This window comes from Deltaproteobacteria bacterium (assembly GCA_035063765.1).
Lineage (GTDB): Bacteria > Myxococcota_A > UBA9160 > UBA9160 > PR03 > CAADGG01.
The window spans coordinates 15,917-41,578 of record JAPSFT010000031.1; the positions used below are offsets into that span (position 1 = coordinate 15,917).

At 76.2% G+C, this 25,662-nt stretch carries 24 protein-coding genes; 16 read left to right on the forward strand and 8 right to left on the reverse strand.

The genetic code is table 11. The features are described 5' to 3' along the window. Positions 1–66: 66 nt before the first annotated feature. The 7 genes from OZ948_17890 (at position 67) to OZ948_17920 (ending at position 6,749) form a co-directional block, all read left to right on the forward strand. On the forward strand, positions 67–846 hold the full coding sequence (locus OZ948_17890; GenBank protein MEB2346601.1) for an enoyl-CoA hydratase-related protein: 780 nt from the start codon (positions 67–69) through the stop codon (positions 844–846). 1 nt (position 847) lies between these two features. Next, complete coding sequence (locus OZ948_17895) at positions 848–1,996, forward strand: acyl-CoA dehydrogenase family protein (protein ID MEB2346602.1); 1,149 nt, start codon at positions 848–850, stop codon at positions 1,994–1,996. A gap of 52 nt (positions 1,997–2,048) precedes the next feature. Further along, a complete protein-coding gene (locus OZ948_17900; GenBank protein ID MEB2346603.1) occupies positions 2,049–3,902 on the forward strand; it encodes a hypothetical protein in 1,854 nt (617 codons plus the stop codon). Beyond that, positions 3,899–5,026, forward strand: a complete 1,128-nt coding sequence (locus tag OZ948_17905; GenBank protein MEB2346604.1) for a HEAT repeat domain-containing protein — start codon at positions 3,899–3,901, stop codon at positions 5,024–5,026. Before OZ948_17900 ends, OZ948_17905 begins: the two co-directional genes overlap by 4 nt. 155 nt (positions 5,027–5,181) lie before the next feature. Next, complete coding sequence (locus tag OZ948_17910) at positions 5,182–5,904, forward strand: Coq4 family protein (GenBank protein ID MEB2346605.1); 723 nt, start codon at positions 5,182–5,184, stop codon at positions 5,902–5,904. Positions 5,905–5,998: 94 nt separating this feature from the next. Next, positions 5,999–6,211, forward strand: a complete 213-nt coding sequence (locus OZ948_17915; GenBank protein ID MEB2346606.1) for a hypothetical protein — start codon at positions 5,999–6,001, stop codon at positions 6,209–6,211. Beyond that, positions 6,189–6,749 carry a hypothetical protein gene (locus OZ948_17920; protein ID MEB2346607.1) on the forward strand — a complete coding sequence of 187 codons (561 nt, stop codon included), beginning with the start codon at positions 6,189–6,191 and terminating at the stop codon, positions 6,747–6,749. The genes OZ948_17915 and OZ948_17920 overlap by 23 nt, the downstream gene beginning before the upstream one ends. A 67-nt stretch (positions 6,750–6,816) precedes the next feature. On the opposite strand, the gene OZ948_17925 is transcribed toward OZ948_17920, so the two are convergent. Then, a complete protein-coding gene (locus OZ948_17925; protein ID MEB2346608.1) occupies positions 6,817–7,620 on the reverse strand; it encodes a TIGR03084 family metal-binding protein in 804 nt (267 codons plus the stop codon). A 1-nt stretch (position 7,621) separates the two neighbouring features. Further along, positions 7,622–8,392, reverse strand: a complete 771-nt coding sequence (locus OZ948_17930; protein MEB2346609.1) for an enoyl-CoA hydratase-related protein — start codon at positions 8,390–8,392, stop codon at positions 7,622–7,624. A 95-nt stretch (positions 8,393–8,487) separates the two neighbouring features. On the opposite strand from OZ948_17930, the gene OZ948_17935 reads away from it, so the two are divergent. From OZ948_17935 to OZ948_17955, 5 genes are all read left to right on the forward strand, one after another. Further along, positions 8,488–10,140, forward strand: a complete 1,653-nt coding sequence (locus OZ948_17935; protein MEB2346610.1) for an acyl-CoA carboxylase subunit beta — start codon at positions 8,488–8,490, stop codon at positions 10,138–10,140. Next, positions 10,137–12,089 (forward strand): ATP-grasp domain-containing protein, encoded by a 1,953-nt coding sequence (locus tag OZ948_17940; protein ID MEB2346611.1) that lies wholly within the window; start codon positions 10,137–10,139, stop codon positions 12,087–12,089. The genes OZ948_17935 and OZ948_17940 overlap by 4 nt, the downstream gene beginning before the upstream one ends. Then, a complete protein-coding gene (locus tag OZ948_17945) occupies positions 12,089–13,846 on the forward strand; it encodes a DUF1446 domain-containing protein (GenBank protein ID MEB2346612.1) in 1,758 nt (585 codons plus the stop codon). The genes OZ948_17940 and OZ948_17945 overlap by 1 nt, the downstream gene beginning before the upstream one ends. Continuing rightward, on the forward strand, positions 13,843–14,493 hold the full coding sequence (locus OZ948_17950) for a TetR/AcrR family transcriptional regulator (GenBank protein MEB2346613.1): 651 nt from the start codon (positions 13,843–13,845) through the stop codon (positions 14,491–14,493). The genes OZ948_17945 and OZ948_17950 overlap by 4 nt, the downstream gene beginning before the upstream one ends. Before the next feature lie 212 nt (positions 14,494–14,705). Then, on the forward strand, positions 14,706–15,287 hold the full coding sequence (locus tag OZ948_17955; protein MEB2346614.1) for a hypothetical protein: 582 nt from the start codon (positions 14,706–14,708) through the stop codon (positions 15,285–15,287). An 81-nt stretch (positions 15,288–15,368) separates the two neighbouring features. Here OZ948_17955 and OZ948_17960 read toward each other — a convergent pair whose 3' ends face one another. The 4 genes from OZ948_17960 to OZ948_17975 are packed head-to-tail and all read right to left on the reverse strand — an operon-like array spanning position 15,369 to position 19,092. Next, a complete protein-coding gene (locus OZ948_17960; protein ID MEB2346615.1) occupies positions 15,369–16,412 on the reverse strand; it encodes a DUF523 and DUF1722 domain-containing protein in 1,044 nt (347 codons plus the stop codon). Positions 16,413–16,457: 45 nt separating this feature from the next. Beyond that, positions 16,458–17,000: a hypothetical protein gene (locus OZ948_17965; protein MEB2346616.1), complete on the reverse strand. Its 543-nt coding sequence runs from the start codon at positions 16,998–17,000 to the stop codon at positions 16,458–16,460. Further along, entirely contained in the window at positions 16,997–17,629 is a 633-nt protein-coding gene (locus OZ948_17970) for a PspA/IM30 family protein (protein MEB2346617.1), read from the reverse strand. The genes OZ948_17965 and OZ948_17970 overlap by 4 nt, the downstream gene beginning before the upstream one ends. A gap of 14 nt (positions 17,630–17,643) precedes the next feature. Continuing rightward, complete coding sequence (locus OZ948_17975) at positions 17,644–19,092, reverse strand: VWA domain-containing protein (protein MEB2346618.1); 1,449 nt, start codon at positions 19,090–19,092, stop codon at positions 17,644–17,646. Positions 19,093–19,253: 161 nt separating this feature from the next. Here OZ948_17975 and OZ948_17980 point away from each other — a divergent pair, with 161 nt between their 5' ends. Beyond that, positions 19,254–19,943 carry a response regulator transcription factor gene (locus tag OZ948_17980; GenBank protein ID MEB2346619.1) on the forward strand — a complete coding sequence of 230 codons (690 nt, stop codon included), beginning with the start codon at positions 19,254–19,256 and terminating at the stop codon, positions 19,941–19,943. A 166-nt stretch (positions 19,944–20,109) separates the two neighbouring features. Here the strand turns inward: OZ948_17980 and OZ948_17985 are convergent, their stop codons facing one another. Together OZ948_17985 and OZ948_17990 are read right to left on the reverse strand one after the other, a co-directional pair. Further along, positions 20,110–20,715, reverse strand: coding sequence for a TetR family transcriptional regulator (locus OZ948_17985; protein ID MEB2346620.1), 606 nt, complete (start codon positions 20,713–20,715; stop codon positions 20,110–20,112). 85 nt (positions 20,716–20,800) lie between these two features. Next, a complete protein-coding gene (locus OZ948_17990; protein ID MEB2346621.1) occupies positions 20,801–22,489 on the reverse strand; it encodes an AAA family ATPase in 1,689 nt (562 codons plus the stop codon). 164 nt (positions 22,490–22,653) lie between these two features. Between OZ948_17990 and OZ948_17995 the strand changes: the two genes are divergently transcribed. From OZ948_17995 to OZ948_18005, 3 genes are read left to right on the forward strand one after another with little or no spacing between them, the layout of a single operon-like run. Further along, the gene (locus OZ948_17995; GenBank protein MEB2346622.1) at positions 22,654–23,409 is read left to right on the forward strand and encodes a MerR family transcriptional regulator; all 756 of its coding nucleotides are present in this window, start codon (positions 22,654–22,656) and stop codon (positions 23,407–23,409) included. Further along, on the forward strand, positions 23,406–24,110 hold the full coding sequence (locus tag OZ948_18000) for a ubiquinone/menaquinone biosynthesis methyltransferase (protein MEB2346623.1): 705 nt from the start codon (positions 23,406–23,408) through the stop codon (positions 24,108–24,110). The genes OZ948_17995 and OZ948_18000 overlap by 4 nt, the downstream gene beginning before the upstream one ends. After that, positions 24,107–25,504: an isochorismate synthase gene (locus OZ948_18005; protein ID MEB2346624.1), complete on the forward strand. Its 1,398-nt coding sequence runs from the start codon at positions 24,107–24,109 to the stop codon at positions 25,502–25,504. The genes OZ948_18000 and OZ948_18005 overlap by 4 nt, the downstream gene beginning before the upstream one ends. The last annotated feature ends 158 nt before the right edge of the window (positions 25,505–25,662 follow it).

Below are 25,662 nucleotides of genomic sequence, written 5' to 3' on the forward strand. Positions count from 1 at the left end.
CGACACCTCCGGCGCGACCGTGGCCGGCCGCGGCCTCGCCTGCGCCTACCAGCCCCTGGAGATCCCATGACGGCCCCCCTGCGACTCACGAGCGAGGACGGCATCGCGACGATCACCCTCGCCCAGCCCGAGCGCCTGAACGCGCTGAGCCTCCCCATGCTCGAGGCCCTCGTCGAGGCGCTCGACACCGTCGCGCGCGGTGGCGACCGCGTCCTCGTGCTCGCCGCCGAAGGGCGCGCCTTCTGCGCCGGCGCCGACCGCAGCGAGATGATCGAGCGCAAGCCCGCCGAGTGGGCGCCGATCGTCGCGCGCTACCTCGAGCCCGTGCGCCGGATCGCCGATCTCGACATCCCGGTGATCGCGCGCCTCCAGGGCGACACGGTCGGGGGCGGCTTCGGGCTCGCGATCGCCTGCGACTTCCGGGTGGCCGCCGAGGGGATCCGCCTCGGTGCGCCCTTCGTGCGGATCGGGCTCGCCGGCTGCGACATGGCGGCCGGCTACTACCTGCCGCGCCTGATCCCGCTCGGCGCGGCCACCGAGATGATGATGACCGGCCGGCTCGTGCGCGCCGACGAGGCGCTGGCGCTCGGGCTCGTGCACCGCGTGGCGCCGGCGGCGCAGCTCGACGGGGCGGTCGCCGAGCTGGCCACGCAGCTCCGCAACGGCCCGCCGATCGCGCTCGCCTTCACCAAGCGCGCGATCCGCCGCTCGCTCGACCTCGATCGGAACGCCGAGTTCGACTACGAGGTCTTCGCCCAGGTGCAGTGCATCCAGACCGAGGACCACCGCGAAGGCGTGCGCGCCTTCTTCGACGAGAAGCGCGCCCCCGCCTTCCAGGGGCGCTGAGATGGCCGAGCCCGACTTCTACCTCTCGCCCGAGCAGCGCGAGCTCCAGCGCGCGCTGCGCGAGTTCGTCGCGAAGGAGATCGCGCCCATCGCGGCCCGCTGCGACGCCGAGGAACGCTTTCCGGTGTCGATCTTCCCGAAGCTCGGCACGCTCGGGTACCTGGGCCTGCGCTTCCCGGAGGCCGTGGGGGGAGCGGGGGGCTCGAACCTCGACTACGCGATCCTGTGCGAGGAGCTCGCCTACGGCTCCGCCGGCATCGCGCTCGGCGTCTACGTGCACATGGCGCTCGCCTGCGCGGCGCTCGAGGCCTTCGGCAGCGAGGCGCTGAAGCAGGCCTGGCTGCCGCCCGCCCTGCGCGGCGAGCGGATCGGGGCCTGGGCCTTCGCCGAGGCCGGCGCGGGCTCCGACGCGGGGAGCGTGGCGACGCGCGCCGTCGCCGACGGCGGCGACTACGTCCTGAACGGCGCGAAGCTCTTCATCACGAACGGGCCGATCGCCGACTTCCTCGTCGTGGTGGCCTCCACCGCCCCCGAGCGCAAGCTCAAGGGCCTCTCGCTCTTCCTCGTCGAGCGCGACCGGCCGGGCTTCCGCGTGGCGGGCACCCTCGCGAAGCTCGGCGTGCGGGCCTCGGAGATGGCCGAGCTCGTCTTCGAGGACTGCCGCGTGCCCGGCGCCCACCGGATCGGCCGCGAGCACCACGGCTTCCTCGACGCCCTGCGCACGCTGACCCTCGGCCGGATCGCCTCGGCGGCCTTCGCCACGGGCGTGGCCCGCGCGGCCTTCGAAGCCACCCGCGCCCATGCCGGCGAGCGCGTGCAGTTCGGGCAGCCGATCGCGTCGTTCCAGGCCGTGCGCTTCGGCATCGCGGACATGGCGGTGCGGATCGAGGCGGCGCGCCTGCTCTGCCACCGCGCCGCGCTCGCGGCCGACCGCGGCCTCCCCCACGGCCGCGAGGCGAGCATGGCGAAGCTCTATGCCACCGAGGCGTGTACGCAGATCGCCGAGCGCGCGCTCCACTACCACGGGGCGGCGGGCTTCCTGGCGGACTCGCCGATCCAGCGCCTCTACCGCGACTGCAAGGTGTTCGAGCTCGGCGAAGGCTCGAGCGAGCTCCAGCGCGAGATGATCGCGCGGGAGCTCGGGATGTAGCCGAGCCCCCGGGTGCGGAGCCCGGCCCGCCGAGCCCACGAGGGAGGTCGCCATGACCAACGGAAAGAGAACCCTGCTCCTGGCTTGTGCGGTGCTCGCTGCCTCGGGGCTCGGCTTCGGGCGCTGCCGGGACGGCGCCGCGATCCTGCACCCCCGCGACGGCGCCGTGCTCGAGCACGCGGGCGACGTCCGGGTGGTGATCGCGCTCGGCCCGCCCCGCGTCCCGACGCCGCCCTTCGAGGTCTCCCTGCGGGCCGGATCCGGACCGGCGACCGACGTCACGGACCAGTTCACGGTCCACGGGCCGCTCGCCAAGGCGCGCCTGCGTTCGGGCCTGCTCGGACAGGGCCCCCACACGCTCCTCCTCGACGCCGACCTCGACCGCGACGGCGTCCCGGAGACCCACCGCGAAGCCCGCTTCACCTACCGCCCGGGCTTCCGCGCGGCGGCCTGCGCCAGGCGGATCACGCCCATCGCGGGCGTGAACCACTCGGACCCCGTCTACATCGCCGGCTTCGACCAGAACCGGCCCGCCACCGGCGTCCACGACGACACCTGGGCGCGGGGGGTCGTGCTCGAGGATGCGGGGATCAAGCTCGCCCTCGTGACCCTCGACGTGGTCGGCTACTTCCACAACGAGGTCCTGGCGGCCCGGAGCCTCGTGGACCCGGCCCTCGGCTTCGACGCCATCTTCGTGACCAGCACCCACACCCACGAGTCGGCCGACACGCTCGGGCTCTGGGGCCCCAACCTCTTCACGCCGGGTGTCGACTTCGGATACCTGGACTTCGTCAACCAGCAGATCGCCGACTGCGTGAGCGAGGCTTCGACGCGGCTCACGCCCGCCAAGATCAAGTTCGCGACGGGATCGACGAGAGGTGCCTCGCTGCCGCCCCACCCGGATCTCGTGCGCGACACCAAGATCCTCGAGGCACTCACGATCGACCTCGCACCGATCGGCCGGGAGGGAACGATCGTCGTCCAGGGCGACGACGGGCAGGAGTTCACCAACCCGACGGTGCCCTCCTTCCAGATCCGCGAGCGCCGGGAGCACGGAGCGCACGGCCGGCGGCGCGGGGCGCGCGCGCCGGGGCCGGGGCCCCACCCCGAGCGCGAGGTGATCGCGACCCTCGTGAACTTCGCCAGCCACCCGGAGGCCCTGGGCGGGGACAACACGCTCGTGAGCTCCGACTTCCCGCACTACACGCGAGAGGTCCTGGAGGCCCGCTACGGTGGGACCGCGATCCACATGAGCGCCGACGTGGGCGTGCTCCAGAGCCCGCGGGTCGACCTCGCCGACCCGGCGAACCCCGGGCACGAGATCCCGTACAACACCTTCGCGTTCGCCGAGCGGATGGGGACGTTGCTCGCCGAGCGGGCCGCCGAGGCGCTCGACGCGAGCCACGACTGGCTCGGGGCGCCGGAGATCGAGCTGCGCACGGTCGCGCCCGTCCAGGTCCCGATCGAGAACCCCGGCATGGCGCTCCTCGGCGGCTTCGGGCTCCTCGGGCGGCGGCGGGTCACGCCGGCACCCGGACAGGGACCCTTCGACGTGGCCTTCCTGAGCGAGGTCCACGTGCTGCGGATCGGGCCGGCGCAGGTCGTGCTGACCCCGAACGAACTCGACCCCCAGATCGGCGACGGCTACCGCGCGCTCATGACGCGGGCCGAGCACCGCTTCGTGGCGGGACTCGCCAACGACGAGCTCGGCTACCAGATGCCCGAGGAGAAGTTCAACCCGACCTGCTTCCTGTGCTTCGCCGAGGCCGTCCTCGGGGACCCGGAGTCGTGCCCCCTCTTCGACACGCTCGACTGCGGCACCGTCTTCCTGAACAACATCGGCCCGGGGACCGACCCGCTCTTCCGGGGCCTCCTCGAGCCCCTGCTCGAGGAGACGAACGAGTGAAGGCACGGCCCCGGACGCACGGGCCTCCCGGCACCCGGCTCCGGCTCCGGCTCCTCGCCCTCGCTGCCGCGCTGCTCTCCGGGCCGGCGGCGGCCCGGGCCCATCTGGCCTACGGAGCGGAGGGCCTGCGGGAGCTGGCCGCGCGCTGCGACCTGGCGGTGGTCGTCGAGTTCGAAGGGCCGCGCCGGCAGGGGCGCGCCGGCGACGGCTCGCAGAGCCACGAGGTCTTCCCCGTGAAGGTCCTGTCGACGCTCTTCGGTGTGGCACCGTCGCCGCACCTCGAAATCACGTCGCACGCCGAGGGCTCCCCGGGCTTCGCGGCGGGCGAGCGCGCGCTCCTCTTCCTCGAGCACCTCGCGAGCCCGCTCGAGCGGGCCGGCAGCTTCTCGCTCGCCTCGCTCCAGGACCCCCGCCAGGAGTGGCGGCTCGGTCCCCACGGCGACGAGCTCGTCGCCGTCGTGCGCGAGTACCTGGCGCTCCGCGGGGCGCAGGGAAGCGAGGGCACGGCCCGCTTCCGGGCGATCCTCCTGCGCGAGCTGCGCGCGGCCGACCCCCGGCTTCGCGAGGACGCGCTTCGCGAGTGGATCCGCCTCGGGCGGGCTCCCCTCCTCCAGGACCCCGGGGAGATGGCTCCCTTCGCCGCGCTGGTGCCGGCGCTCCCGGTGGCCGAGGGCATCGTCCTCGCCGGCCTCCTCGAGCGGCAGGGGGGCTTCGAGCCCGCGCCCCACCTGCTCGCCCTCACCGGCCAGCCGCTCGCGCCGGGCGAGCGCGCCGCCCTGACGCGCGCCGCCGGCCGCTCGCGCGATCCCCGGCTCTCCCGCTGGCTCGCCGGGGAGCTCGGCGACCCCGATCCCCTCGTCCGCCGCGATGCGGCAGCGGCCCTGGGCGAGCCGTGGCACGGACAGCAGGTTCCGGCGCTGGCCGCGGCAACGGGCGATCCCGACGAGCGTGTCGCGCGAGCGGCGCTGCGCGCGCTCGCCCAGATCGGCAGCGAGCCGGCGCGGGCCGTCCTGCAGGACGCCGCTGCGAGCGGCGTGGAGCCGATCCGGCGCTTCGCCGCGGCCGAGCTGCGGAGAGCGAGCCTGGAGGGCGGCCTGCCGCCTCCCGCGCCGGGCACCCGCTGAAGGGACGCGGCCCTCTCACGGGGCGCACCTCCGGTATGACGAACGTCATATTCCGCCCGGGCCCACGGTCCTAGCGTGCTCGTCGCACCCTGGGACGCAGCGGCGTGCCCGCGATTGCCGAGGGCGCCCTCGGGTGTTCCGCAGGAGGCGATCCCATGGAAGCGCGCAACCGGATCCGTCCCCTCGTCGCGCTGCGCGCCATGCGCAAGCTCGTCGACAACCCGGACGACACGGCGCAGGCGATCGTGGTGGTCGGGGCGCTCGCCGGGAACTCGGGCAAGCGCCTCTTCCAGCGCTTCCGCCGCTCGCCGCGCTCCGCGGCGATCCTGCGCGAACGCCGCGACCTCTACGCGATCCTGAGCGACCTCGACCGCCTGCGCGCGATGCCGCCGGGATCGCTCGGCCGGGCGATCGGCGATTGGTTCGCGCGCGAGCAGATCGGCGCGCAGGGCCTCGCGCAGGCCGCCGGGATGGCGCGCTCGCAGCTCGGCATGGCGGACCCGGCCGGCGACGACGAGCGCGTCTTCACGACGCGGCTCCTCAACATGCACGACATCTTCCACGTGCTCGCGGGCTACGACCGCGACCTGCGCGGCGAAGCCGCGGTGCTCGCCTTCACGCTGCCCCAGACGCGGAGCCCGGGCATCGCCTACCTCGTCGCGCGCATCCTCTGGGGAGCGGGCTGGCGCTCCGACATGGGCCGGCTGGTGCGCCAGGGCTTCCAGCGCGGCCGGCGTGCGGCGTGGCTCGTCGACCAGGACTGGGAAGCGCTCCTCGAGCGCCCGATCGACGAGATCCGCCGCGAGCTCGCCGTCGGCGAGCCGCCCGCGTACGAGCAGGTGCGCTCGGCGGGCGCGCCGGTGCTGCGGGCGAGCTGAGCCAGCCGGAGCCTCGCGGGCGCGCCCGCGCCGCGGCCCTCCCGTCCGGACCCGACGGCAGGCCGTGTGCACGGCGAGTACCCTCCGCCGCACCATGAGCCCCCCGGACCGTCCCGATCCCGAGCAGATGCGGGTGCTGGCCGGCCTCCCCCCGGCGCGCAAGCTCGAGATCGCGCGGCGCCTGCGCGAGGAGGCGCTGGCCCTGAAGGAGGCCTGGCTGCGCCAGCAGCATCCGGGCGAGGACGACGCGTCGATCCAGCGGCGGCTCCGCGCCTGGCAGCTCCATGGCAGCGCCCGGCTGGATTGAGCTCTTCGTCGAGCGCCTCGAGGCGCTCGACCTGCCGTACATGGTGACCGGCTCGGTCGCTTCGATGATCTACGGCGAGCCACGCCTGACGCTCGACGTGGACATCGTCCTCGACCTCGGCGCCGAGCGCGCCGCGGACCTCCTCGCCGCCTTCCCGGACTCCGAGTTCTACCGCCCCCCCCTCGAGGTGCTGCGTCTCGAGTGCGCGCGGCCGGCGCGAGGACACTTCAACCTGATCCACCACGCGAGCGGGATGAGGGCGGACGTCTACCTGGCCGCGCGCGACCCCCTGCGCCGCTGGGGGCTCGCGCATCGGCGCCGGGTCGGGCTCGGCGAGGGACAGCTCGCCCTGGCGCCACCCGAGTACGTGATCCTGCGGAAGCTCGAGTTCTGGCGCGAGGGCAGCTCGGAGAAGCACCTCCGCGACGTGCGCGCCATGCTGGCGGCAGGCCTGGAGCTCGACCGCGCCTTCCTGGACACCGAGCTGCGACAGCGCGGCCTGGAGGAGGCCTGGCAGCGGGTGCTCGAGGCGAGCTGAGGAGGTTGCCGGGCGTCGTCGCCCGCGGAGCGCGACGCGCGAGGAGGGGCCCGCGGCGCGAAGCGCTTCAGCGCGGCTGGCGGAAGCGCGTGCCCGGCGCGGGCGGGTCGGCGGGGGCCCCGGCGAAGCACTGCGCGATCGCCATCCAGCGCCGGGCGCTCTCGCCGGTCGCGACGAGCTGCGTGTCGCCGATGCTCCGGACCTGCGTCACGACCTGGCAGAACGCGGTGGCGTCGCCCTCCACGCGCGAGGCCGACCCGGGATCGTTCCACTCCCAGCTGGCGCCCGAGGGCGCGCGCAGGCGCACGTAGGGCACCTCGGCCGGGACCTCGAGCTTGCGGTTGACGAAGGTCCAGCGGAAGGTGCCGACCCCGAGCTGCGCGATGTTCCGGATCCGGTCGGTGTCGGTGCGCTCGGCGCCGAGCACGTCGTAGACCTCCTGGCCGTGGGCCCACGTCTCCATGAGGCGCGCCGTGATGCTCGAGCGCACGCTCATGTCGGGCCCGGCCCAGCGCACGCGCGCCTTCGGGTCGGCGCTGCCGAAGTGCCGCGCGAGCTCGTGCGCGAAGCGGCGCCACTCCTCGAGCAGCGCGCGGCCGGCGAGGCCGGCGAGCCACTCGCGGCAGAGCTCCGGCAGCCGGCGCCCGGCCCCGATGCCCTGCGCGATCCCGGCGAAGAAGGCCTGGAAGGCCTCCGGGTCGCGCAGCGAGAGGTCGGCCGCCACGTTCCAGTGGTGGAGGTGCCCGACCACGTCGCCGATCGTGTAGCCGCGGAACTGGGTCTCGCGCTCGAAGTCGCGGTCGGCGAGCGGCGCGAGCAGCGCGTGGAGCGCCTCGCTCTCGGCGAGGAAGTCGGTGACCTGCTCGAACACGCTAGGGCTCCTGCTTCGCCCAGGCGGCGGGGCGGCGGCCCAGGAAGGCCGCCATGCCCTCGCGGGCCTCGTCGCCGGCGAAGAGCTCGCGCGAGAGCGCGCCCGTGTAGGCGAAGGCCTCCTCGTCGCGCATCGCCGGCACCTCGTAGACCAGGCGCTTGGCGGCGCCGAGCGCCTGGGGCCCTCCCTTGCGCAGGTCCGCGAGCACCTCGTCCACGGCCGCGTCGAGCTCCGCGCGCGGCAGCGCGCGGCTGATCAGGCCGAGCTCGGCGGCGCGCGCCGCGGGGAAGCGGTTGCCGCGCAGGAAGACCTCGAGGGCGTCGCCGCGGCGCAGCTTCGGCAGGCACACCACCGAGATGATGGCCGGCACCACGCCGAGCCGGACCTCGGTGAAGCCGAAGTGCACGTCGTCGGCCGCGATCGCGATGTCGAGCGCCGCCGCCAGGCCGTTGCCGCCGCCCACCACGTGGCCCGCGATGCGCCCGACCACCGGCGTCGGCGAGCGCTGGATCTCACCGAGGAGCTCCTCGAAGGCGCCGAGCCCCGCGCGGCCCCGGGGCGCGCCCGCGCGCTCCTTCAGGTTGGCGCCGGCGCAGAAGGTCGTGCCCTCGTTCGTCACGACGAGGGCGCGGATCGCCGGGTCGGCGTTGGCGGCCTGCAGCGCCTCGCGCAGGCCGGCGACCAGCGCCGCCCCGAGCGCGTTGCGGTTGTCGAGATCGGCGAGCGTGGCCGTCATCACGCCGCGCTCGATCGTGACCCGTACCGGCTCCATCCTGGGCTCCCCGCGGCTTCGGTAATCGGCCTTGCGGCACATTACCGGCCGTGCCACGCTCGGTCAATCGCACCGCGAGCCGAGGGACGCCGACCATGAACGTGCTCCATGCCCCGCCCCTGCGTTCGAGCCTGGACCCGCGGCTGCCGGAGTTCGCGGAGAACCGCGCCGCGATGCTCGAGAAGCTCGCGGAGATCGACCGCCTGCTCGACGAGGCGGCCGCCGGCGGCGGGCCCGAGGCGCACGCGCGCCTCGCCCAGCGCGGCAAGCTCCCCGTGCGCGAGCGGATCGCGCTCGCCCTCGACCCCGACAGCCCCTTCCTCGAGCTGAGCGCGCTCGCCGCCTACGACTCGGACTACGCGATCGGCGGCGGCGCGGTCCTCGGCATCGGGGTCATCGCCGGCATCGAGTGCGTGATCTTCGCCAACGACCCGACCGTGCTCGGCGGAGCGCTCACCCCCTACGTCAGCAAGAAGTGGATGCGCGCGCTCGAGATCGCGCGCGACAACGGGATCCCCTACGTGAGCTTCGTCGAGTCGGCCGGCGCCGACCTGCGCATGAACCCGGACGAAGGCGGCGGCGGCAAGCGCCGGCGCCCCGCGCGGACCCTGCACTTTGCCGAGACCGGGCGCTTCTTCTACGAGATGATCGAGCTCTCGAAGCTGCGCATCCCCACCGTGTGCGTGGTCTTCGGCTCCTCGACGGCCGGCGGCGCCTACCAGCCCGGCATGTCGGACTACAACGTCGTGGTCCGCGGGCAGTCGAAGATCTTCCTGGCGGGACCGCCGCTCGTGAAGATGGCGACCGGCGAGGACTCCGACGACGAGACGCTCGGCGGCGCGCAGCTCCACGCCGAGGTGTCGGGCCTCGGCGAGTACCTGGCGGAGGACGAGCCGGACGCCCTGCGGCTGTGCCGCGAGATCGTCTCGCACCTGAACTGGCGCAAGCCGGGGCCGCCCCCGAGCCTGCGCCCGGACCCGCCGCGCCTCGACCCGGAGGAGCTGCTCGGGATCGTGAGCCCCGACCTGCGCCGCCCGGTCGAGATCCGCGACGTGATCGGGCGCATCGTCGACGGCTCGCGCTTCGAGGACTTCAAGCCCCGCTACGGGAGCACCCTCGTGTGCGGCTTCGCCTCGATCGAGGGCTACCCGATCGGGATCCTCGGGAACAACGGCGTCCTCTACCCGGAGTCGGCCGAGAAGGGCGCCCACTTCATCCAGCTCTGCAACCAGATCGACCTGCCGCTGCTGTTCCTGCAGAACATCACCGGCTTCATCGTGGGCCGCGACTACGAGCGCGCGGGCATCATCAAGAAGGGCTCGCAGCTGATCAACGCGGTCACGAACTCGACCGTGCCCCACTTCACGGTGATCATCGGCAACTCCTACGGGGCCGGTACCTACGCGATGTCGGGGCGCGCCTTCGACAACCGCTTCACCTTCCTGTGGCCCTCGGCGAAGATCGCGGTGATGGGCGGCAAGCAGATCGCGGGCGTCATGTCGATCGTGCGCCGCGGCCAGGCCGCGCGCAAGGGCCTGCCCTTCGACGAGGAGGCCGACGCGAAGCTCGTGGCCGCCGTCGAGGCGGTGCAGGAGAAGGGCTCGCGCGCGCTCGAGGCCACCGGCGCGATCAGCGACGACGGCATCATCGACCCGCGCGACACGCGCACGGTGCTCGGCATCTGCCTCTCGGTCGTGCGCAACCAGCCGATCGAGGGCGCGCGGGGCTACGGAGTGTTCCGGCTGTGAGCTTCGAGACGCTGCTGGTCGCGAACCGCGGCGAGATCGCCCGCCGCATCCTGCGCAGCGCCCACGCGCTCGGGCTGCGCACGGTGGCGGTCTACACCGACGCCGACGCGCGGGCGCCCTTCGTGCGCGAGGCCACGGAGGCCGTCTGCCTGCCGGGCGGCTCCTACCTCGACGGCAAGGCGATCCTCGAGGCCGCGCGCACGAGCGGGGCCGGCGCGATCCACCCGGGCTACGGCTTCCTCTCCGAGAACGCGGGCTTCGCCGCCGACGTCCTCGCCCGCGGCCTCACCTGGGTGGGCCCCGGGCCGGCCGCGATCGAGCGCATGGGCGACAAGCTCGCGGCCAAGGCGCTCGCCGAGGAGCTCGGCGTGCCGACGCTCCCGAGCGCCACCGATCCCGCCGAGGCCGGCCGGATCGGCTACCCGCTGCTCGTGAAGGCCGCGGCCGGCGGCGGCGGCAAGGGCATGCGCGTCGTCAGCGCGCCCGCGGAGCTCGCCGAGGCGGTCGCCGCCGCCCGGCGCGAGGCGCAGAGCGGCTTCGGCGACGAGCGCGTCTTCCTCGAGCGCTACGTGCCGCGCTGCCGGCACGTGGAGATCCAAATTCTCGGCGACCGCCACGGGAACCTCGTACACCTCGGCGAGCGCGAGTGCTCGATCCAGCGCCGCCACCAGAAGATCCTCGAGGAGTGCCCCTCGCCGCGCGTCGACGCGGCGCTGCGCCGCGCGCTCGGCGAGGCGGCGCTCGCCCTCGCGCGGGCGCTCGCCTACGAGTCGGCCGGCACCGTCGAGTTCCTGCTCGACGACGCGAGCGGCCGCTTCTACTTCCTCGAGGTGAACACGCGCCTCCAGGTCGAGCACCCGGTGACGGAGGCCGTCACCGGGATCGACCTCGTGCGCGAGCAGCTCCGGATCGCGGCGGGCCATCCGCTCGGCTTCGCGCAGGACGACCTGCGCTTCGCCGGGGCGGCCATCGAGGCGCGGCTCTACGCCGAGAGCCCGGCGGCGGACTTCCTCCCCGCCACCGGCACGCTCCACGCCTTCGAGCCGGCAGCCGCGCCCGCCGTGCGCTGGGACTCGGGCGTCGAGAGCGGCTCGGTGATCGGCACCCGCTTCGACCCGATGCTCGCCAAGGTGATCGCGCACGCGCCGACCCGCGCCGAGGCGGCCGCCCGCCTCGCGCTCGCGCTCGAGCGCACGCACCTGGCGGGCGTCACCACCAACCGCGACTTCCTGGTCGCCGCGCTGCGCACGCCCGCGTTCGGGGCCGGCGACACCACCACCGACTTCATCGAGCGCGTGGACCCGCCGCGCCAGCGCGTGCTCGGCGAGGACGAGCTCGCGCGCGCGGGGGCGGCCGCCGCGCTCTGGCTCCAGGGCGCGAACCGCGCGGAGGCGCCCGTCCTCGCCGCGGCGCCGAGCGGCTGGCGCAACGCGCGCCTGCCGGACCCCTGGGTGGTGCTGCTCCACGAGGGCCGCGAGCACCGCGTCTCCTACCGCGCGCTGCGCGACGGGAGCTTCCGGATCGCCGGCGACACCCCGGCCCGCGTCCACGGCTGGAGCCCGACGGCGATCGACGTCGAGATCGGCGGCCGGCGCTGGCGCGGCCGGGTGACGCGCGCCGGCCAGCAGCTCTGGATCCAGACCCCGCACGGCGACGTCGAGCTCGGGATCCAGCCGCGCTTCGAGCCGCCCGGGGCGAGCGGGCCGAGCGGGGGGCTGGTGGCGCCGATGCCCGGCAAGGTGGCGCAGCTCCTCGTCGAGGTGGGGCGCTCCGTGCGTGCCGGCGAGACCCTGCTGGTGCTCGAGGCGATGAAGATGGAGCACCCGATCCGCGCGCCCGAGGACGGCGTCGTACGCGAGCTGCGCGTGGCCCTCGGCGAGCAGGTGGAGAACGGCGCGCTGCTGCTCGTGATCGAGGGAGCGGCCGCCGCGGACGAGGGGAGCACCTGATGGCCGATCCGATCCGCATCGCGAACTGCTCGGGCTTCTTCGGCGACCGGCTCTCGGCCGCCCGCGAGATGGTGGAAGGCGGGCCGATCGACGTGCTCACCGGCGACTGGCTCGCCGAGCTCACCATGCTGATCCTGGCGCGCACGCGCAGCAAGCGGCCGGGCGGCGGCTACGCGCGCACCTTCGTCACGCAGATGGAGCAGGTGATGGGCGCCTGCCTCGAGCGCGGGATCAAGGTGGTGTCGAATGCGGGCGGCCTCGATCCCGACGGCTGCGCCGAGGACGTGGCCCGCGCCGCCCAGAAGCTCGGGCTGCACCCGAAGATCGCCTACGTGCGCGGCGACGACCTGATGCCGCGCATGCCCGAGCTGCTCGCGCAGGGGGCGCTGCGCCGCTTCGCGACGGACGAGCCGATCGGGGACGCGAGCTTCCTCACCGCCAACGCCTACTTCGGCTGCTGGGGCATCGTGGAGGCGCTCGCGCAGGGCGCGGACGTCGTGATCACGGGCCGCACCACCGACGCGGCCGTCGTCTGCGGCCCGGCCGCGTGGCACCACGGCTGGCAACGCACGGACTGGAACGCCCTCGCCGGCGCCGTCGCCGCCGGCCACGTGATCGAGTGCGGCTGCCAGGCCACGGGCGGCAACTACTCCTTCTTCCGCGAGATCCCGAAGCTCGCGCGCGCGGGGTTCCCGTGGGCCGAGATCGCAGCCGACGGCTCGGCGGTGATCGGCAAGCACGAGGGCACCGACGGCGAGGTCTCGATCGGCACGGTCACCTCGCAGCTCCTCTACGAGATCGGGGGCCCCCGCTACCTCGGGCCCGACGTGACCACGCGCTTCGACACGATCGAGCTCGAGGCGATCGCGCCCGACCGCGTGCGCCTCCACGGCACCCAGGGCGAGCCGCCCCCGCCGACCCTGAAGGTCTGCCTGAACCGCCACGGCGGCTTCCGCAGCGACCTGCGGATGGCGCTCACGGGGCTCGACATCGAGGCCAAGGCGAAGCTCGTCGAGGAGACCTTCTGGGCCGCCTGCCCCTACCGCCCCGAGGACTTCGCGAAGGTGACGACCCGGCTCGTACGCACCGACCAGCCCGACCCGGAGTGCAACGAGCAGGCCGTCGCGATGTGGGTGCTGGGCGTCAAGGACCCCGACGCCAACAAGGTGGGGCGCGCCTTCTCGAACGCGATCATCGAGACCGCGCTGGCCTCGATCCCGGGCTTCTTCGGCCTCTCGGGCGGGCCGAACGAGGGGCGACCCTACGGCGTGTACGAGCCGGCACGGATCGCGGCCGCCGCCGCCCCCCAGGAGGTGGTGACGCTCTGGAACGGCGAGCGGCACAGCGTGTCCTCGGTGATCCCGCCGGCGCCGTCGGCCGTGACGCCCGCGCCGGAGCCCCGCGCCACGGCCCCCGGCGGACCCACCGAGCGCGTGCCGCTCGGCCGGCTCTTCGGCACGCGCTCGGGCGACAAGGGCGGTGACGCCAACCTCGGGATCTTCGCGCGCAGCGACGCGGCCTGGGCGTGGCTCGACGCCTTCCTCGACGTCGAGCGCCTGCGCGCGCTCCTGCCCGAGACGGCGGGCCTCGCGATCGAGCGCCACCGGCTCCCCGCGCTGCGCGCGCTCAACTTCGTGATCCACGGGCTGCTCGAGGAAGGGGTCGCCGCGTCCACGCGCCAGGACCCGCAGGCCAAGGGCCTCGGCGAGTGGCTGCGCGCGCGCCTCGTGGAGATCCCCCGAGCCCTGCTCCCGTGAAGCGGGCGGAGCGCCCGCCCGCGCGCTTCACCGTGGCGGGCGTGCGGACGCCGAAGCCGCGCCTGCGCCCCGAGGCGGAGGCGCGCCTCACGCCGCGGCGGCGCGAGGTGCTCGACCAGCTCGAGGCGCTGGTCGTGGGCGGGGGCTTCGCCGAGCTCACGATGGTGCAGATGGCCGCGCGCGTGAACTGCTCGCTGCGCACCCTCTACGGCATCGCGCCGAGCAAGGACGAGCTGGTGCTCGCCGTGATGGACCGGAGGCTGCGCCGGATCGGCCGGCGCGCGATCGAGGCGATCGGCCGCGGCGACGGCGCCCTCGATTCGCTGCGGCGCTACCTCCGCGCGGTCAACGAGGCGCTGCAGCCGGCCACGATCGCGTTCGCGCGCGAGTTCGAGGGGATCGCCGGGAGTCGGGAGCTGATCGACGCGCACGAGGCCTACATCGTCGCGGTCGCGCGCAAGCTCGTGGAGCGCGCCATCGCCGAGGGCGAGATCGCGCCCGTCGACCCGGCGGCGCTGGCGCACGTGCTCGGCGGGCTGGGCCGCGAGTTCGCGCAGCCGCGGGTCGCGAGCGTCCTCGCCCAGCCGGCGCAGGAGAGCGCGAACGCCGTGACCGAGATCGTCCTGCGCGGGCTTCCGCGGAAGTAGCCCCGGCCGCCCGCGATCGGGTGCGGTCGCTCCGCCGTCCTCGCCGACGAGGACCGCAGCGCGCCCGCGCGCCCGCGCGCCCGCGCGACAGGGCGGGGCGTGCGCGGGGCAAGCGCGGCGCGGCGCGGCGCGACTCGGCGCGGCGTGAAGCGCTGCCGGCCCGGGGCGCCGCGGCTATCGTTGTGCGCCCGCACGGAGAGGGAGGGCTCGGCATGCGCAGCGCCATCGGTCGTGGGCGGCGTCGGGTTGCAGGACGCCTCGTGGCGGCGCTCGGGGCCGCGTGCGCGGCGCTCGCGCTCGCGAGCGCGCCGGCCCGGGCCGCGCTCCCGCCCGCCGGGGCCTCGGCGGCCGCGCCGGCGGCGACCTTCCCGGAGCTGCTCGGTGCGCTCGGCGTGCCCGACTGCGCCTGCGAGATCGACGTCGCCGAGCTCGTGCGCTACCGCGACCTCGTCGCGCAGGCGCGGAGCGCCGAGGAGGCGCGCCGGCTCGCGATCCGCCCGAGCGGCCTCGCGCGCCGGGCGCTCGGCGCTGCGCGGAGGCTTGCGCCCTGGAGCGGCAGCCTGCGCCGCGCGCACGGGACGCTCGCCGCCTACGAGGCGAGGGTGGCGAAGGCCGCGACCCCCGCCGAGGCCGCCCGCGAGTTCGAAGGCCTGGTCCGGCTCGCGGGCAACGGCGTGACGGTCTCGGGCAACAGCGGCCGCTGCCACTACGACACGGTCGAGATCATCGCGATCGTGCTGGGCTTCCTGCTCTTCATCATCCCCGGGATCATCCTGCTGATCGTGCTCTGCTGACGCGAGCGCCGGCGCACCCGCGGGCCGCCGCGCGGATCGCGCCGCCCGCGCTTCGCCCGGGGATCGCAGCGCTGCGAGGCCCTAGCCGAGCTTGCGGAGCGTCCGCTCCGCCGCGGACGGAGCGAGGTAGAGCTGCCCGCCGAGCGCCTCGATCCCGAGCCGGGCGGCGTGGGCACGCACGCAGGCGAGGGGCGCGCGCAGCGGCAGTTCGCCGCGGCCATGGTCCGCAATCCGCGCCGCGAGCGCGCGCTGCTCGCGCGGGTCGAGCCCGGAGCGCAGCCGCTCGGCGGCGTGCCGGAGCGCGCGGGCGTGGCGCCGGGGTGTCGCCGGCACGCGCAGCGCCGCCGCGAAGCCCGCTTCGTAGCGCGCGCGCAGCGCTGCGCGCCCGAGGGCGGGATCGCCCGCCGCGAGCCGCGCGAGCTCCGCGAGGTGCCGGGGCGAGTGCGCGAGGAGCTGCAGCTCGTGCGCGCCGTGGAAGGCGGCGAGCCCGGCGCGCGACCAGCGGCCGGCAAAGAAGGCCCGCAGGCGGCGCTGGGCGAAGATGCGCTCGAGCCAGTGATCGCGTACGCACGGGTCGGCGAGGCGCCTCTCCTCCTCGACCGGGAGGAGCGGGAGGCCTTCGAGGAGCGCCTCGGCGAAGAGGCCGCGACCGCGCCGAGCCGCGCGGCCCGCGGCGCTCCACACCGCGACCCGCTCCAGCCCGCAGCTCGGCGAGCCCTGCTTCAGCACGTAGCCGCACAGCCCGAGCGCCGCGAGCGCGCGCACGCGCCGGCGCGCCCAGGCACGCATCGGACCGCTCCAATCCCGCCCGTTGCGCTCGCCCACGAGCCGCGGGTGCGCACCCGCGGCGCGGGCACCGCCAGGCGCGCGGGCGCGGGCCCCGCCCGCGCGCCCAACGAGACGGATCGGCTCGCGCGGTACGCCCATGCCGAGCTCGAGCTCCGGGCACACCGGAACCCACTCGACGAAGGGCGCGAGCTCGCCGGCGAGGAAGGCGTCACGCTTGTGGCCGCCGTCCCAGCGCACCCGCTCGCCGAGCAGGCAGCTCGAGACGCCGATCCGCAGCGGCAGGTCGCCGATCCGCAGCGGCGCGCCGGGATCGCGGCGCCGCTCTTCGCTGCTCATGGCCGCTCTATAGCCGAACCGCCATCGCCCGCCCGGCGGCTCGCCTCAGGGACTGTCGAGCAGCGCGAGCGCCCGCCGCCGGGCCCGTTCGAAGCGGTCGCCCGGGCCCGCCTCGGGCGCCCGCTCGCGTACGCCACCGATCGCGAAGAAGCCCGCCTGGACGGCGAAGAAGCCCCAGAGCGCGAGCGGGATGCCGAGCGGCCCGGGGGTGGCGAGCCAGCGCGCGAGCAGGAGGCCGCCCCCGAGGAGCGCCGTCTCGATCGCGAGCGCGCGCGCCGGCCGCGAGCGGTAGAGCAGCGCGCTGCGGACCACGCCGAGCGCGACCGCGGCGCCCACCGCCGCCTCCCAGGCGTCACGCGCGAACAGGAGCACGAGCGCGCCGAGCGCCGCCGTGGCGAGCGCGGCTCCCGTCCCGCGGACGCGATCGGGCGCGATCCCGTAGCCGTAGAGCGCGGCGGCTGCAACCAGGTAGAGCGAGAGCGCCCCGCGTGCGCCGAGGAGCGGCGCCGCGACCAGCGCGACCGCCGGCCACGCGATGGCCACCGTGGCTGCGAAGACGACGCTGGTCCCGAAGTCGTTCCCCCTCATCGCGCCGTCTCCTCGGGCGCGCCCTCGAAGCCCCCCGCGGCGCGCGCGCTGCTCGCTGCACCGGATGCAGGGTCCCCGGATCCAGGGGCGGCCCCCCCGGCCTCCGGAGCCGGGCCGCGCCGGCGCAGCAGCTCGAGCTCGACCTCGGCCTCGTCCACGGGCGGCGGCGTGCCCGGCGCGCCCGCGCATCCGGGACCCTCGGCGAGGCGCGCGCGCACCCGCGCGCGCAGCTCCTCGAGCTCGCCCTCCTGCGCTGCCAGCCGCTCGGCGAGCGCCGCGCGCGAGGCGGCCAGCGAGGCCGCCTCGCGCGCGAGCGCAGCACCCTCGGCGCGCAGCGGGAGGAGCTTGCGGATCGCGAAGCGCGCCAGCTCCTCGCGGCCGCCGGCGAGCGCGAGCTCGACGTCCTCGTCGAGCGCCGCGCCCGCCGCGGCGGAGCGCGCCGCGCGTGCGCGCACGCGCTCCTCCTCCTGGGCGAGCGCGTCCACGCGCGCGCGCTTCTCGAGCAGATCCAGCTCCGCGTCGCGCAGCGTCTGCTCGAGGAGCAGCGAGCGCTCCTCGAGGGCGCCCACCACGGCGTGCGCGTCGGCGCGCAGGAGCAGCGCGATGCGGTCGAGCAGTCGCAGGCCCATGGCGTCCTCCTTCCCTACTTCCGGCTGCCCGGGCGGCCTTCGTTCTCCGAGCGCGCGCGCAGCTCCTTGGTCTCGAGCGGCGCCATCGGCGCGGCCCCGCTGGCCGCGTCGCGCAGGCGCGTCTCGAGCTTCGCGGCCTCGTCGAGCTGGGCAGCGACCGCGGGCGAGGCCAGCTCGCGGTTGCGCTGCTCGACCTGCGTGCGATAGCGCTGGATCTCGGCGACGGCCTCCTGCTCGCGGCCCGCCTGCACGGCCTCGGCCACCGAACGGCGCAGCGCGTTGTACTGGTGGACGATCACGCTGCGCTCCCAGCTCGCGCGGTCGAGCGAGGCCACGTAGCGCGCCTCGTCGGCGACGGCGGCGACGCGCGGGGTCTCGGAGAAGGCCAGGCGATGGGGCTCGCCGGCCATGCGGTAGTCGAGCGAGAAGGCGCCGAGCGGGACCACTCCCCTTGCCCCGGGCGCCACCCGAAGCGTCACCCAGATGCGTCGCTCCTGGCCGGCGAAGAGGCCGCCGGGCGTGAAGCTCGTGCGGCCCTCCGCGCGCGTGAGCGGGTAGCCGGACGCGTCCACGACGGACACGCCGGGGCCGGGCTCGATGGTGACCTGCAGGCCGGTGGCGACCGTCTCGCGCGCCGTGGCGAGCTCGGCCTCCAGGATCGACCCGAGGCCGCCCGCGCTCGCCAGGAAGTGGAAGTTGCCGGTGCCGGCGTCGGCGAGCGCCGCCATCAGACCCTCGTCGAAGTCCGCGCCGACCCCGACGGTCGAGAGCGCGTACTCGCCGTGCGCGGCGCGCCGGGCACGGGCCAGCAGGCCCTCGCGCGAGGTGTCGCCCTGGTTCGCGAGCCCGTCGGAGATCAGCACGACGCGCGGGCTCCGGCCCTCGACGCGAGCGCCGTCCACGATCGCGAGCCCGAGGTCGAGCCCGCTCGAGAGGTGGGTGCCGCCCTCGGCCGCGATCGACTCGACCGCAGCCCGCCACGAGGCGCCGGGGCTCCCGAGCGGGAGTACCGGCACGGCGGTGTCGGCGTAGGCCACGAGCGCAAAGCGGTCTGCCGGACCGAGCGCCTCGACGAGCCCGCGCACCGCTGCGCGCGCGTGCACGATCTTCTCGCCCATCATCGACCCCGAGCGGTCGAGGACGACCACGAGGTCGGTCGGGACGCGCACCGGCGGGGTGCTCGCCTCGCGCGCCGCGGCGCCGAGCACGAGCTCCATGCGCACGAGCCCGTCCTGGCCGGGGAGCACCGCCGTCCCTTCGAGGGCTCCGGAGAAGTGCAGCGCACCGCCGCCCGGCGCGCGGAAGCTGCGCGGGAGGTCGATGGGCGCCGGCGCGGGCGCCGGGCGTTCGACGAGGCGCGCCGCGGCGCCGGCCGCGGCAGTGAGGGCCAGCAGCAGGCAGGCCAGGCGCAGCGGCCGGCGGCCGAGGCGCGACGGGGCTCGGGTCGGATCGTGGGCGGTCATGGGATCTCCTCCAGCGGGTCGGGGAGCGCTCCCGTGCGCTCCTGCCGGAAGTACCCGGCGCCCGGGGCGCCGTCCGGAAAAGAGCGGTAAAGAGCGCAACCCATCCCGTTACGGGCGGTTTACGCAGGCGAGGCACGGGGCTTCCTACACCGGAGAGCAGCATGCCGGCAGCGCGCCCGCGGATCCTGGTGATCGAGGACGAGCCCGCGACCCGGCGCGGGCTGTGCGACGTGCTCGCCTATCGCGGCTACCAGCCCGCCGCCGCGACCTCGGGCGACGACGGCCTGCGCCAGGGGCTCGCGGGCGGCGTCGACCTCGTGATCCTCGACCCCCTCCTTCCCGGGCTCGACGGCTTCGAGCTGTGCCGCGCGCTCCGCGCGCGCGACCCGCGCCTGCCGATCCTGATGCTCGCCGCCAGCGCGCGGGAGGAGGACGTGCTCGAAGGCTTCCGCTGCGGGAGCGACGACTACGTCACCAGGCCCTTCTCCGTCCCGCTGGTCCTGGCGCGCATCGACGCGCTCCTGCGCCGCAGCGGGCGGGGCGAGCCGGCCCCGGCGCCCTTCCCCTTCGGTGACTGGTGGATCGAGCCCGTGCGGCTCGCCGCCACGCGCGCGGGCGCGTCGGTCGGGCTCTCGCGCCGCGAGCTCGAGATCCTGCGCCTCCTCGCGAGCGAGCGCGGGCGCATCGTCGGACGCCGGCGGCTGCTGGCCGAGGTCTGGGGCTGCCGCGCGCCGGAGCGGGTCGAGACCCGCACCGTCGACGTCCACATCGCGAAGCTGCGCCGCAAGCTCGGCACGGGGCGCCGCCTGATCGAGACCGTGCGCGGCGAAGGCTACCGGCTCGCCGCGTGACGCGGCGGTGGATCGTCCTCGCGCGGAGAGCGGCAGCGCGGTCCCTCTCGAGCCGAGCGTGCGCGTGTCGCGGTCGCGCGGGCCGCCCCCGCGCGCGTCGGGGCATGGCGGCGGGCCGGCTCGCAGGACGCACGCGGCGCAGCGCCGCGGCTGCACCCGCGGCGCGTCAGCGCGCGAGCGCCTTCGCGAGCGCGAGCGCCATCCGCTCGAGCGTGGCGTGGGCCCGTGCGGGCCCGAGGCGCTGCTCGGCCCGCAGCCGGTCCCAGGCCTCGAAAGAGGTCACGAGCTCGAAGGCCTCGGCCAGGGGCTCGGGCGCACGGGCGAGCTCGGGCAGCCAGCGGCGCAGCTCGGCACGCAGGCGGCGCGCGAGCGCGGCGTGGCTCGCGCGCAGGAACGGCGAGCCGGCGCGGCGCCGCGCGCCCGCGCGCTCGTAGGGGGCGATCGTCTCGTAGAGCCGGCAGCGCCGCTCGAGCAGGGCGCGCACGCGCTGCTCGAGAGGACCGGGCACGGGCGGCCCCGAGAAGCGCGGCGCCACCCGCGCCTCGAGCCGCGCGTCCATCGCGGCGAACAGGCCCTCCATGTCGCGGAAGTGGCGGAAGACGGTCCGGATCCCGACCCGGGCGCGGGCCGCCACCTGCTCGGCGGTGGGGCTCGGCTCGCCCTCGCCCACCAGCGCGAGCATCGCCTCGACGATCGCATGGCGGCTGCGCTCGGAGCGTGCGAGCCGCCCGTCGAGCGCGGCCTGACCGGTCCGTGCGTCGAGCCTCGCCACGCCCCCTACCTTGGCACTTGTGATGCCCCACCGCGAGGACACGGCGCGGCGCCCCTCCCGTTGCGCCAGGCGACACGGAGGCGCGTCAGCGCACGTGGATCTGGTAGCGGGTGCCGCGCACCTCGACCACGCGCTCGACGACGCGCCCGTCCGGCAGCCACACCTCGACCCGGTGCGGTCCCGGTGCAAGGCGCAGGTCGCGCACCGTGCCCGAGCCCACCGGCCGCCCGTCGACCAGGATCGAGGCGCCGGGCTCGGCCTCCACGTCGACGGCGGTGGGGCTCCGCGGGGCTTCGGCGCGGCGGCGTGGCCGCTCGGGCTGCTCCGGCTGCTCGGGCGCGAGCGCGGGCGGCGCGGCAGCGGAGGCCGGCGGCGGCGCGAGCGGGTCGCCTGCCGCTCGCGGCTCGCTCGCGAGCGTGCGCGGCGGAGCCGACACTGCGGGCGGCGCGGCGGCGGCGGCCTGCGCGGCGGGCGCGGCAGCGGAGGTCTGGGCACCGGCTGCGGGCAGGACGGGCGACGCGAAGGGATCGTGGCCACGGAGCGCGGTGGGCGGCGGCGGGGCCGGCGCCACTGCGGGATCCGCCTCCGCGGGAGGCGAGAGCGCGGCGGAAGCCGCGCCGGACGCAAGCGGGGGCGGCGCCGAGACGGGGGGCGCGGCCGCGGCGGAGTCCGCCTCGGTCGCGAGCGCGGGCACCGCCGCGGGCCCCGCGCGCAGCGCCTCGAGCATCTGCGCGGTCAGGAAGCCGGCGACGTAGGCGGCCGCGAGGGCAACGGGCAGCACGAGCCAGCGCAGCAGCGAGTCGCGGCGGGCCGCGACCGCGGCTCGCGCCGCCGGCCGCGATCTCGGCGCGGCGAGCGGGGACGGTGCGCCGTTCGCGCCGCGCGGCACCTCGCGCCCGCCAGTGACATCTTCCGGTGTCAGCGAGGTGCTCGCGCGCGCGGGCGCTGCGACGTCCCGCGCAGGCGGCGTGGCCGCGCGCGGAACGCGTGCCGCGTCCCTTGCCGGCGGCACGGGTGCCGCCTCGCGGGCCGGCGGCACGGGTGCCGCCTCGCGGGCGCTCGGTCGGGCCGCAGCCTCGCCGGCGGCCGCGAGGAATGCGGCCGCTTCCATCCTCACCCGGCCCGGAACGCCGCCCGAGCGCTCGTGGATCCGCGCCAGCGCGGGTGCGTCGAAGCGGGCACGTGCCTCGGGCCCGGCCCCGCAGCGGACGAGCTCGGCGCGCAGCCAGGTCTCGATCTCCTCGCGGCTCAGGGCGGGCTCGATCGTTACCACCTCGGTGCCCCCCTGGAAGGCGTTCGCGAGCTCGGTGGCAAGGCGCCCGTCGCGGACCGCGAGCAGCGCCAGCAGTCCGCCCCCGCTCCGCCGCACGGAGTCGAAGAGCCACATCTCGGTGCGCGGTGCGAGCGCGTCGGCGTCGTCGACCAGGAGCAGCACCCGGCGCGCACCGAGCTGCTCGACCGCACGGGCCACCGCAACGCGCGGAGAGCCGTCCCAGGGCGCCCCGAGCGCGTCGAGCACGCGGCGCGCGAGCCCATCCGGATCGAGCCTCACGGCCGACACCAGGACCGGAACGGTGCGCCGCCCGGTGCGCTCGGCGAGCACGGCCAGCAGCATCGACTTGCCGGCGCCCTCGGGCCCGCGCAGCACCCGGACCGGAGGCTCGCCGGCGGCCGCCCAGCCCTCGAGCGCCGCAAGGACGCGCGCGGCGGCCGCGTTCGGAACGTAGGCCGCGGCGTCGACCGAGGGTGCGAAGGCCGTGGCGCCGCCGCTCACTGGCTTCCCCCTTGCGGAATCGCGGAACGGGCCGCGAGCGGCTTTGCTCCTCGCGCCCGCGACTCGACGGGCGCCGAGCCTAGCGAACCGTGCGATCGACCTGCGATCGACCCCACGGGGATCCACGGGTCGACAATAGGAGTGAATACTCTCATAGTCACTACATGGAATATCGGATCGAGGCTCTCGCCAGCCACAGCGGCGTCCGCGTCGACACGATCCGCTTCTACCAGGGCCGCGGCCTGCTGCCCCCGCCCCGGCGCGAAGGCCGCATCGCGCTCTACGACGAGGCGCACCTCGAGCGCCTGCGCCGGATCCGCCGGCTGCTCGCCGACGGCCTCTCGCTCCAGCTGATCCGGCGCGTCCTCGCGGCCGAGGCGAGCGCCGCTCCCGATCGCGAGCCGCTCCTCGCGGCGCTCGTCGAGGAGCAGGTCGGGCGGCGCACGCTCTGCCGGGCGGAGCTCGCCAGCGAGGCGGGCGTTCCCGAAGCGCTGATCGGGGCGGCGCAGGCCGCCGGCCTCGTGCAGCCGCTGCGGATCGGTGACGAGGAGCGTTTCAGCGAGGCGGATCTCCAGATGGCGCGCGCGGGCCTCGCGCTGCTCGGCGCCGGTCTGCCTCTCGGCCAGCTGATCGAGCTCGCCGTGCAGCACGCGCGCGCCACCCAGGAGCTCGCCGAGCGGGCGATCGACCTCTTCGACCGCCACGTGCGACGCCCGGACGGCACCACCACCGACGTCGAGGCCGTGACCACCCGCTTCCGCGAGCTATTGCCACAGGCGACCCGGCTCGTGGCGCTCTTCTTCCAGCGCACGCTCGTCACGCGCGCCCTGGCGCGCCTCGAGGGCGCCGGCGACGGCGAGGCGCTGCGCGCCGCGATCGCGGCCACCGAGTCCGCGCGCCTGGAGGTGCGCTGGAAGTGAGCGTGCTACCGGCCGCCGGAGCCAAGCGCGCCACCGTCCAGGCGATGTTCGATCGCATCGCGCCGCGCTACGACGCGCTGAACCGGCTGCTCACGGGTGGGCTCGACCAGCGCTGGCGGCGGCTCGCGCTCGAGGCGGCGCGCGTCGGGCCCGGCGACCGCGTCCTCGATCTCGCCTGCGGCACCGGCGACCTCGCCGCCGCGGCCGCGCGGCGGGGGGCGCACGTGGTCGGGATCGACCTCTCGCGCGGGATGCTGCGCGGCGCCCGGCGGCGCGGCGTCGCCGCCGGCCTCACGCAGGGCGATGCCGAGCGGCTCCCGCTCGCCGACGCGTCGATCGACGCCGTCGTGTGTGGCTTCGCGCTGCGCAACTTCGAGACCCTGGCGCCGGTCTTCGCCGAGCTGGCGCGCGTGCTCGTGCCCGGCGGGCGCGTGGCGCTGCTCGACGTCGATCGCCCGCGCGGGCGCGCGCTCGCCGCTGCCCACTCGCTCTACTTCGACCGCGTCGTGCCCCGGATCGGGGGCCTGCTCTCGGACCGCGCCGCCTACGCCTACCTGCCCCGCTCGACCGGCTACCTGCCGCCCGCCACCGAGCTGCTCGCGCGGCTCGGGGCGGCCGGCTTCGCGGGCGCCGCGAAGCGCCCGCTCCTGCTCGGCGCGGCGCAGCTCCTGACCGCGACGCGGGCCGGAGCCGCACGATGAGCGACCCGCTCGCCGCGCACCTCGCGCGCGTGGCGGCGGAGGCGCGCCGCACGGGCCGGCCGCTCCTGGCCGCCTGGCGCGAGCGGGCGCCCGGGACGCTCGATCCGCTCGCGTGCTTCGCCGCGGCCGGCACCGAGCGCTGCTACTGGTCGGTGCCGGCGCAGGGCCTCGCCATCGCGGGCGAGGGCGCCGTCGCGGCCGTCGAGGCCGCGGGCGCCGCCCGCTTCGCCGACGCCGCCGCGCGCGCCCGCGCGCTCTTTGCGGGCCTGCGCAGCGGCACCGAGCCGGGTGACGGGACGGCTCCCGCCGAGGCGAGCCCCCTCCTGCTCGGCGCCTTCGCCCACGGAGACGAGGCGAGCACGCACGCACCCTGGGCGGGCCTCCCGCCGCTGCGCTTCACCCTGCCCGAGCGCACCTTCGTGCGCGCCGGCGCGCGCGCCTGGCGGATCCTGTGCGCGCAGGTCGGGCCCGCGGACGATCCCGAGCGCATCGCGGCCCGCCTGCGCACGCCGGATCCGCCGGCGCGGGCGCCTGCCGACCCCGCCGGCGAGGACGCGGCGCCCGGCTTCGCCGTACGCGCCGACCGCAGCCCCCGGGCCTACCGGCGCGGCGTTGCGACCGCGCTCGCCGCGATCGCGCGCGGCGAGCTCGAGAAGGTCGTGCTCGCCCGCGCCTGCCGCGTCGCCCGGCGCGGGCGCTTCGACGCCGCGCGCGTGCTGGCGACGCTCGCCCGCCAGCATCCCGGCTGCTTCGTGTTCGGGATCGGCACGGGTGCGGCCTGCTTCGTCGGCGCGAGCCCCGAGCGGCTCGTGCGCCGCGACGCGCTGCGCGTGCGGGTGAGCGCCCTCGCCGGCTCCACGCCGCGCGGCCGCACGCCCGACGAGGACGCGCAGCTCGCCCGGACGCTGCGCGAGAGCAAGAAGGAGCAGGCCGAGCACGCGGTGGTGCGGCGCGCGATCGCCGCGGCCCTGGCTCCCGTGTGCGCAGAGCTCGACGTCCCCGAGGCGCCGGATCTGCTGCGCCTCGACGGCGTCCAGCACCTCCACACGGCGATCGAGGGCCGGCTGCAGCCTGGCGCGCCGCCCGATCTGCTCGCGCTCGCCGGGCGCCTGCACCCGACCCCCGCGATCGGGGGCGCGCCGCGCGCGGCCGCGCGCGCCTTCCTCGCCCGGCACGAGGCGCTCGACCGGGGCCTGTACGGTGGGGGCGTCGGCTGGCTCGCCGCCGGCGGCAACGGCGAGCTCGCGGTGGCGCTGCGCTGCGCGCTCCTCCAGGGGGGCCGCGCGACGCTCTGGGCCGGCGCCGGGGTCGTCGAGGGCTCGGAGCCGGAGGCGGAGCTTGCCGAGACGCGGCTCAAGCTGCGCGCCGCACTCGCGGCCCTGGTGGAGCTCTAGTGTCCGGTGTCGGAAGTTCGCCGTCGAAGTCTCGAGCCGTCGCGGGCGGCTGGGTGTGCACCGAGATCGCGGCGACGGGCCGCTCGCAAGGCGCGCGACCGAGCCATGGCCGTCGCCATGGGGAGGGAGCGCAACGCTGCGTCGGCCCGTCGCCGCGA

Bases quoted from the DNA above. Each gene is read 5' to 3' on its own strand.
- OZ948_17915 (MEB2346606.1), top strand. From the start codon at position 5,999: ATGAGCCCCCCGGACCGTCCCGATCCCGAGCAGATGCGGGTGCTGGCC.
- OZ948_17995 (MEB2346622.1), top strand. From the start codon at position 22,654: ATGGAATATCGGATCGAGGCTCTCGCCAGCCACAGCGGCGTCCGCGTC.
- OZ948_17890 (MEB2346601.1), top strand. From the start codon at position 67: ATGACGGCCCCCCTGCGACTCACGAGCGAGGACGGCATCGCGACGATC.
- OZ948_17895 (MEB2346602.1), top strand. From the start codon at position 848: ATGGCCGAGCCCGACTTCTACCTCTCGCCCGAGCAGCGCGAGCTCCAG.
- OZ948_17975 (MEB2346618.1), bottom strand. From the start codon at position 19,092: ATGACCGCCCACGATCCGACCCGAGCCCCGTCGCGCCTCGGCCGCCGG.
- OZ948_17980 (MEB2346619.1), top strand. From the start codon at position 19,254: ATGCCGGCAGCGCGCCCGCGGATCCTGGTGATCGAGGACGAGCCCGCG.
- OZ948_18005 (MEB2346624.1), top strand. From the start codon at position 24,107: ATGAGCGACCCGCTCGCCGCGCACCTCGCGCGCGTGGCGGCGGAGGCG.
- OZ948_17920 (MEB2346607.1), top strand. From the start codon at position 6,189: ATGGCAGCGCCCGGCTGGATTGAGCTCTTCGTCGAGCGCCTCGAGGCG.
- OZ948_17945 (MEB2346612.1), top strand. From the start codon at position 12,089: ATGGCCGATCCGATCCGCATCGCGAACTGCTCGGGCTTCTTCGGCGAC.
- OZ948_17930 (MEB2346609.1), bottom strand. From the start codon at position 8,392: ATGGAGCCGGTACGGGTCACGATCGAGCGCGGCGTGATGACGGCCACG.
- OZ948_17935 (MEB2346610.1), top strand. From the start codon at position 8,488: ATGAACGTGCTCCATGCCCCGCCCCTGCGTTCGAGCCTGGACCCGCGG.
- OZ948_17955 (MEB2346614.1), top strand. From the start codon at position 14,706: ATGCGCAGCGCCATCGGTCGTGGGCGGCGTCGGGTTGCAGGACGCCTC.
- OZ948_17910 (MEB2346605.1), top strand. From the start codon at position 5,182: ATGGAAGCGCGCAACCGGATCCGTCCCCTCGTCGCGCTGCGCGCCATG.
- OZ948_17965 (MEB2346616.1), bottom strand. From the start codon at position 17,000: ATGAGGGGGAACGACTTCGGGACCAGCGTCGTCTTCGCAGCCACGGTG.
- OZ948_17900 (MEB2346603.1), top strand. From the start codon at position 2,049: ATGACCAACGGAAAGAGAACCCTGCTCCTGGCTTGTGCGGTGCTCGCT.
- OZ948_17960 (MEB2346615.1), bottom strand. From the start codon at position 16,412: ATGAGCAGCGAAGAGCGGCGCCGCGATCCCGGCGCGCCGCTGCGGATC.
- OZ948_17970 (MEB2346617.1), bottom strand. From the start codon at position 17,629: ATGGGCCTGCGACTGCTCGACCGCATCGCGCTGCTCCTGCGCGCCGAC.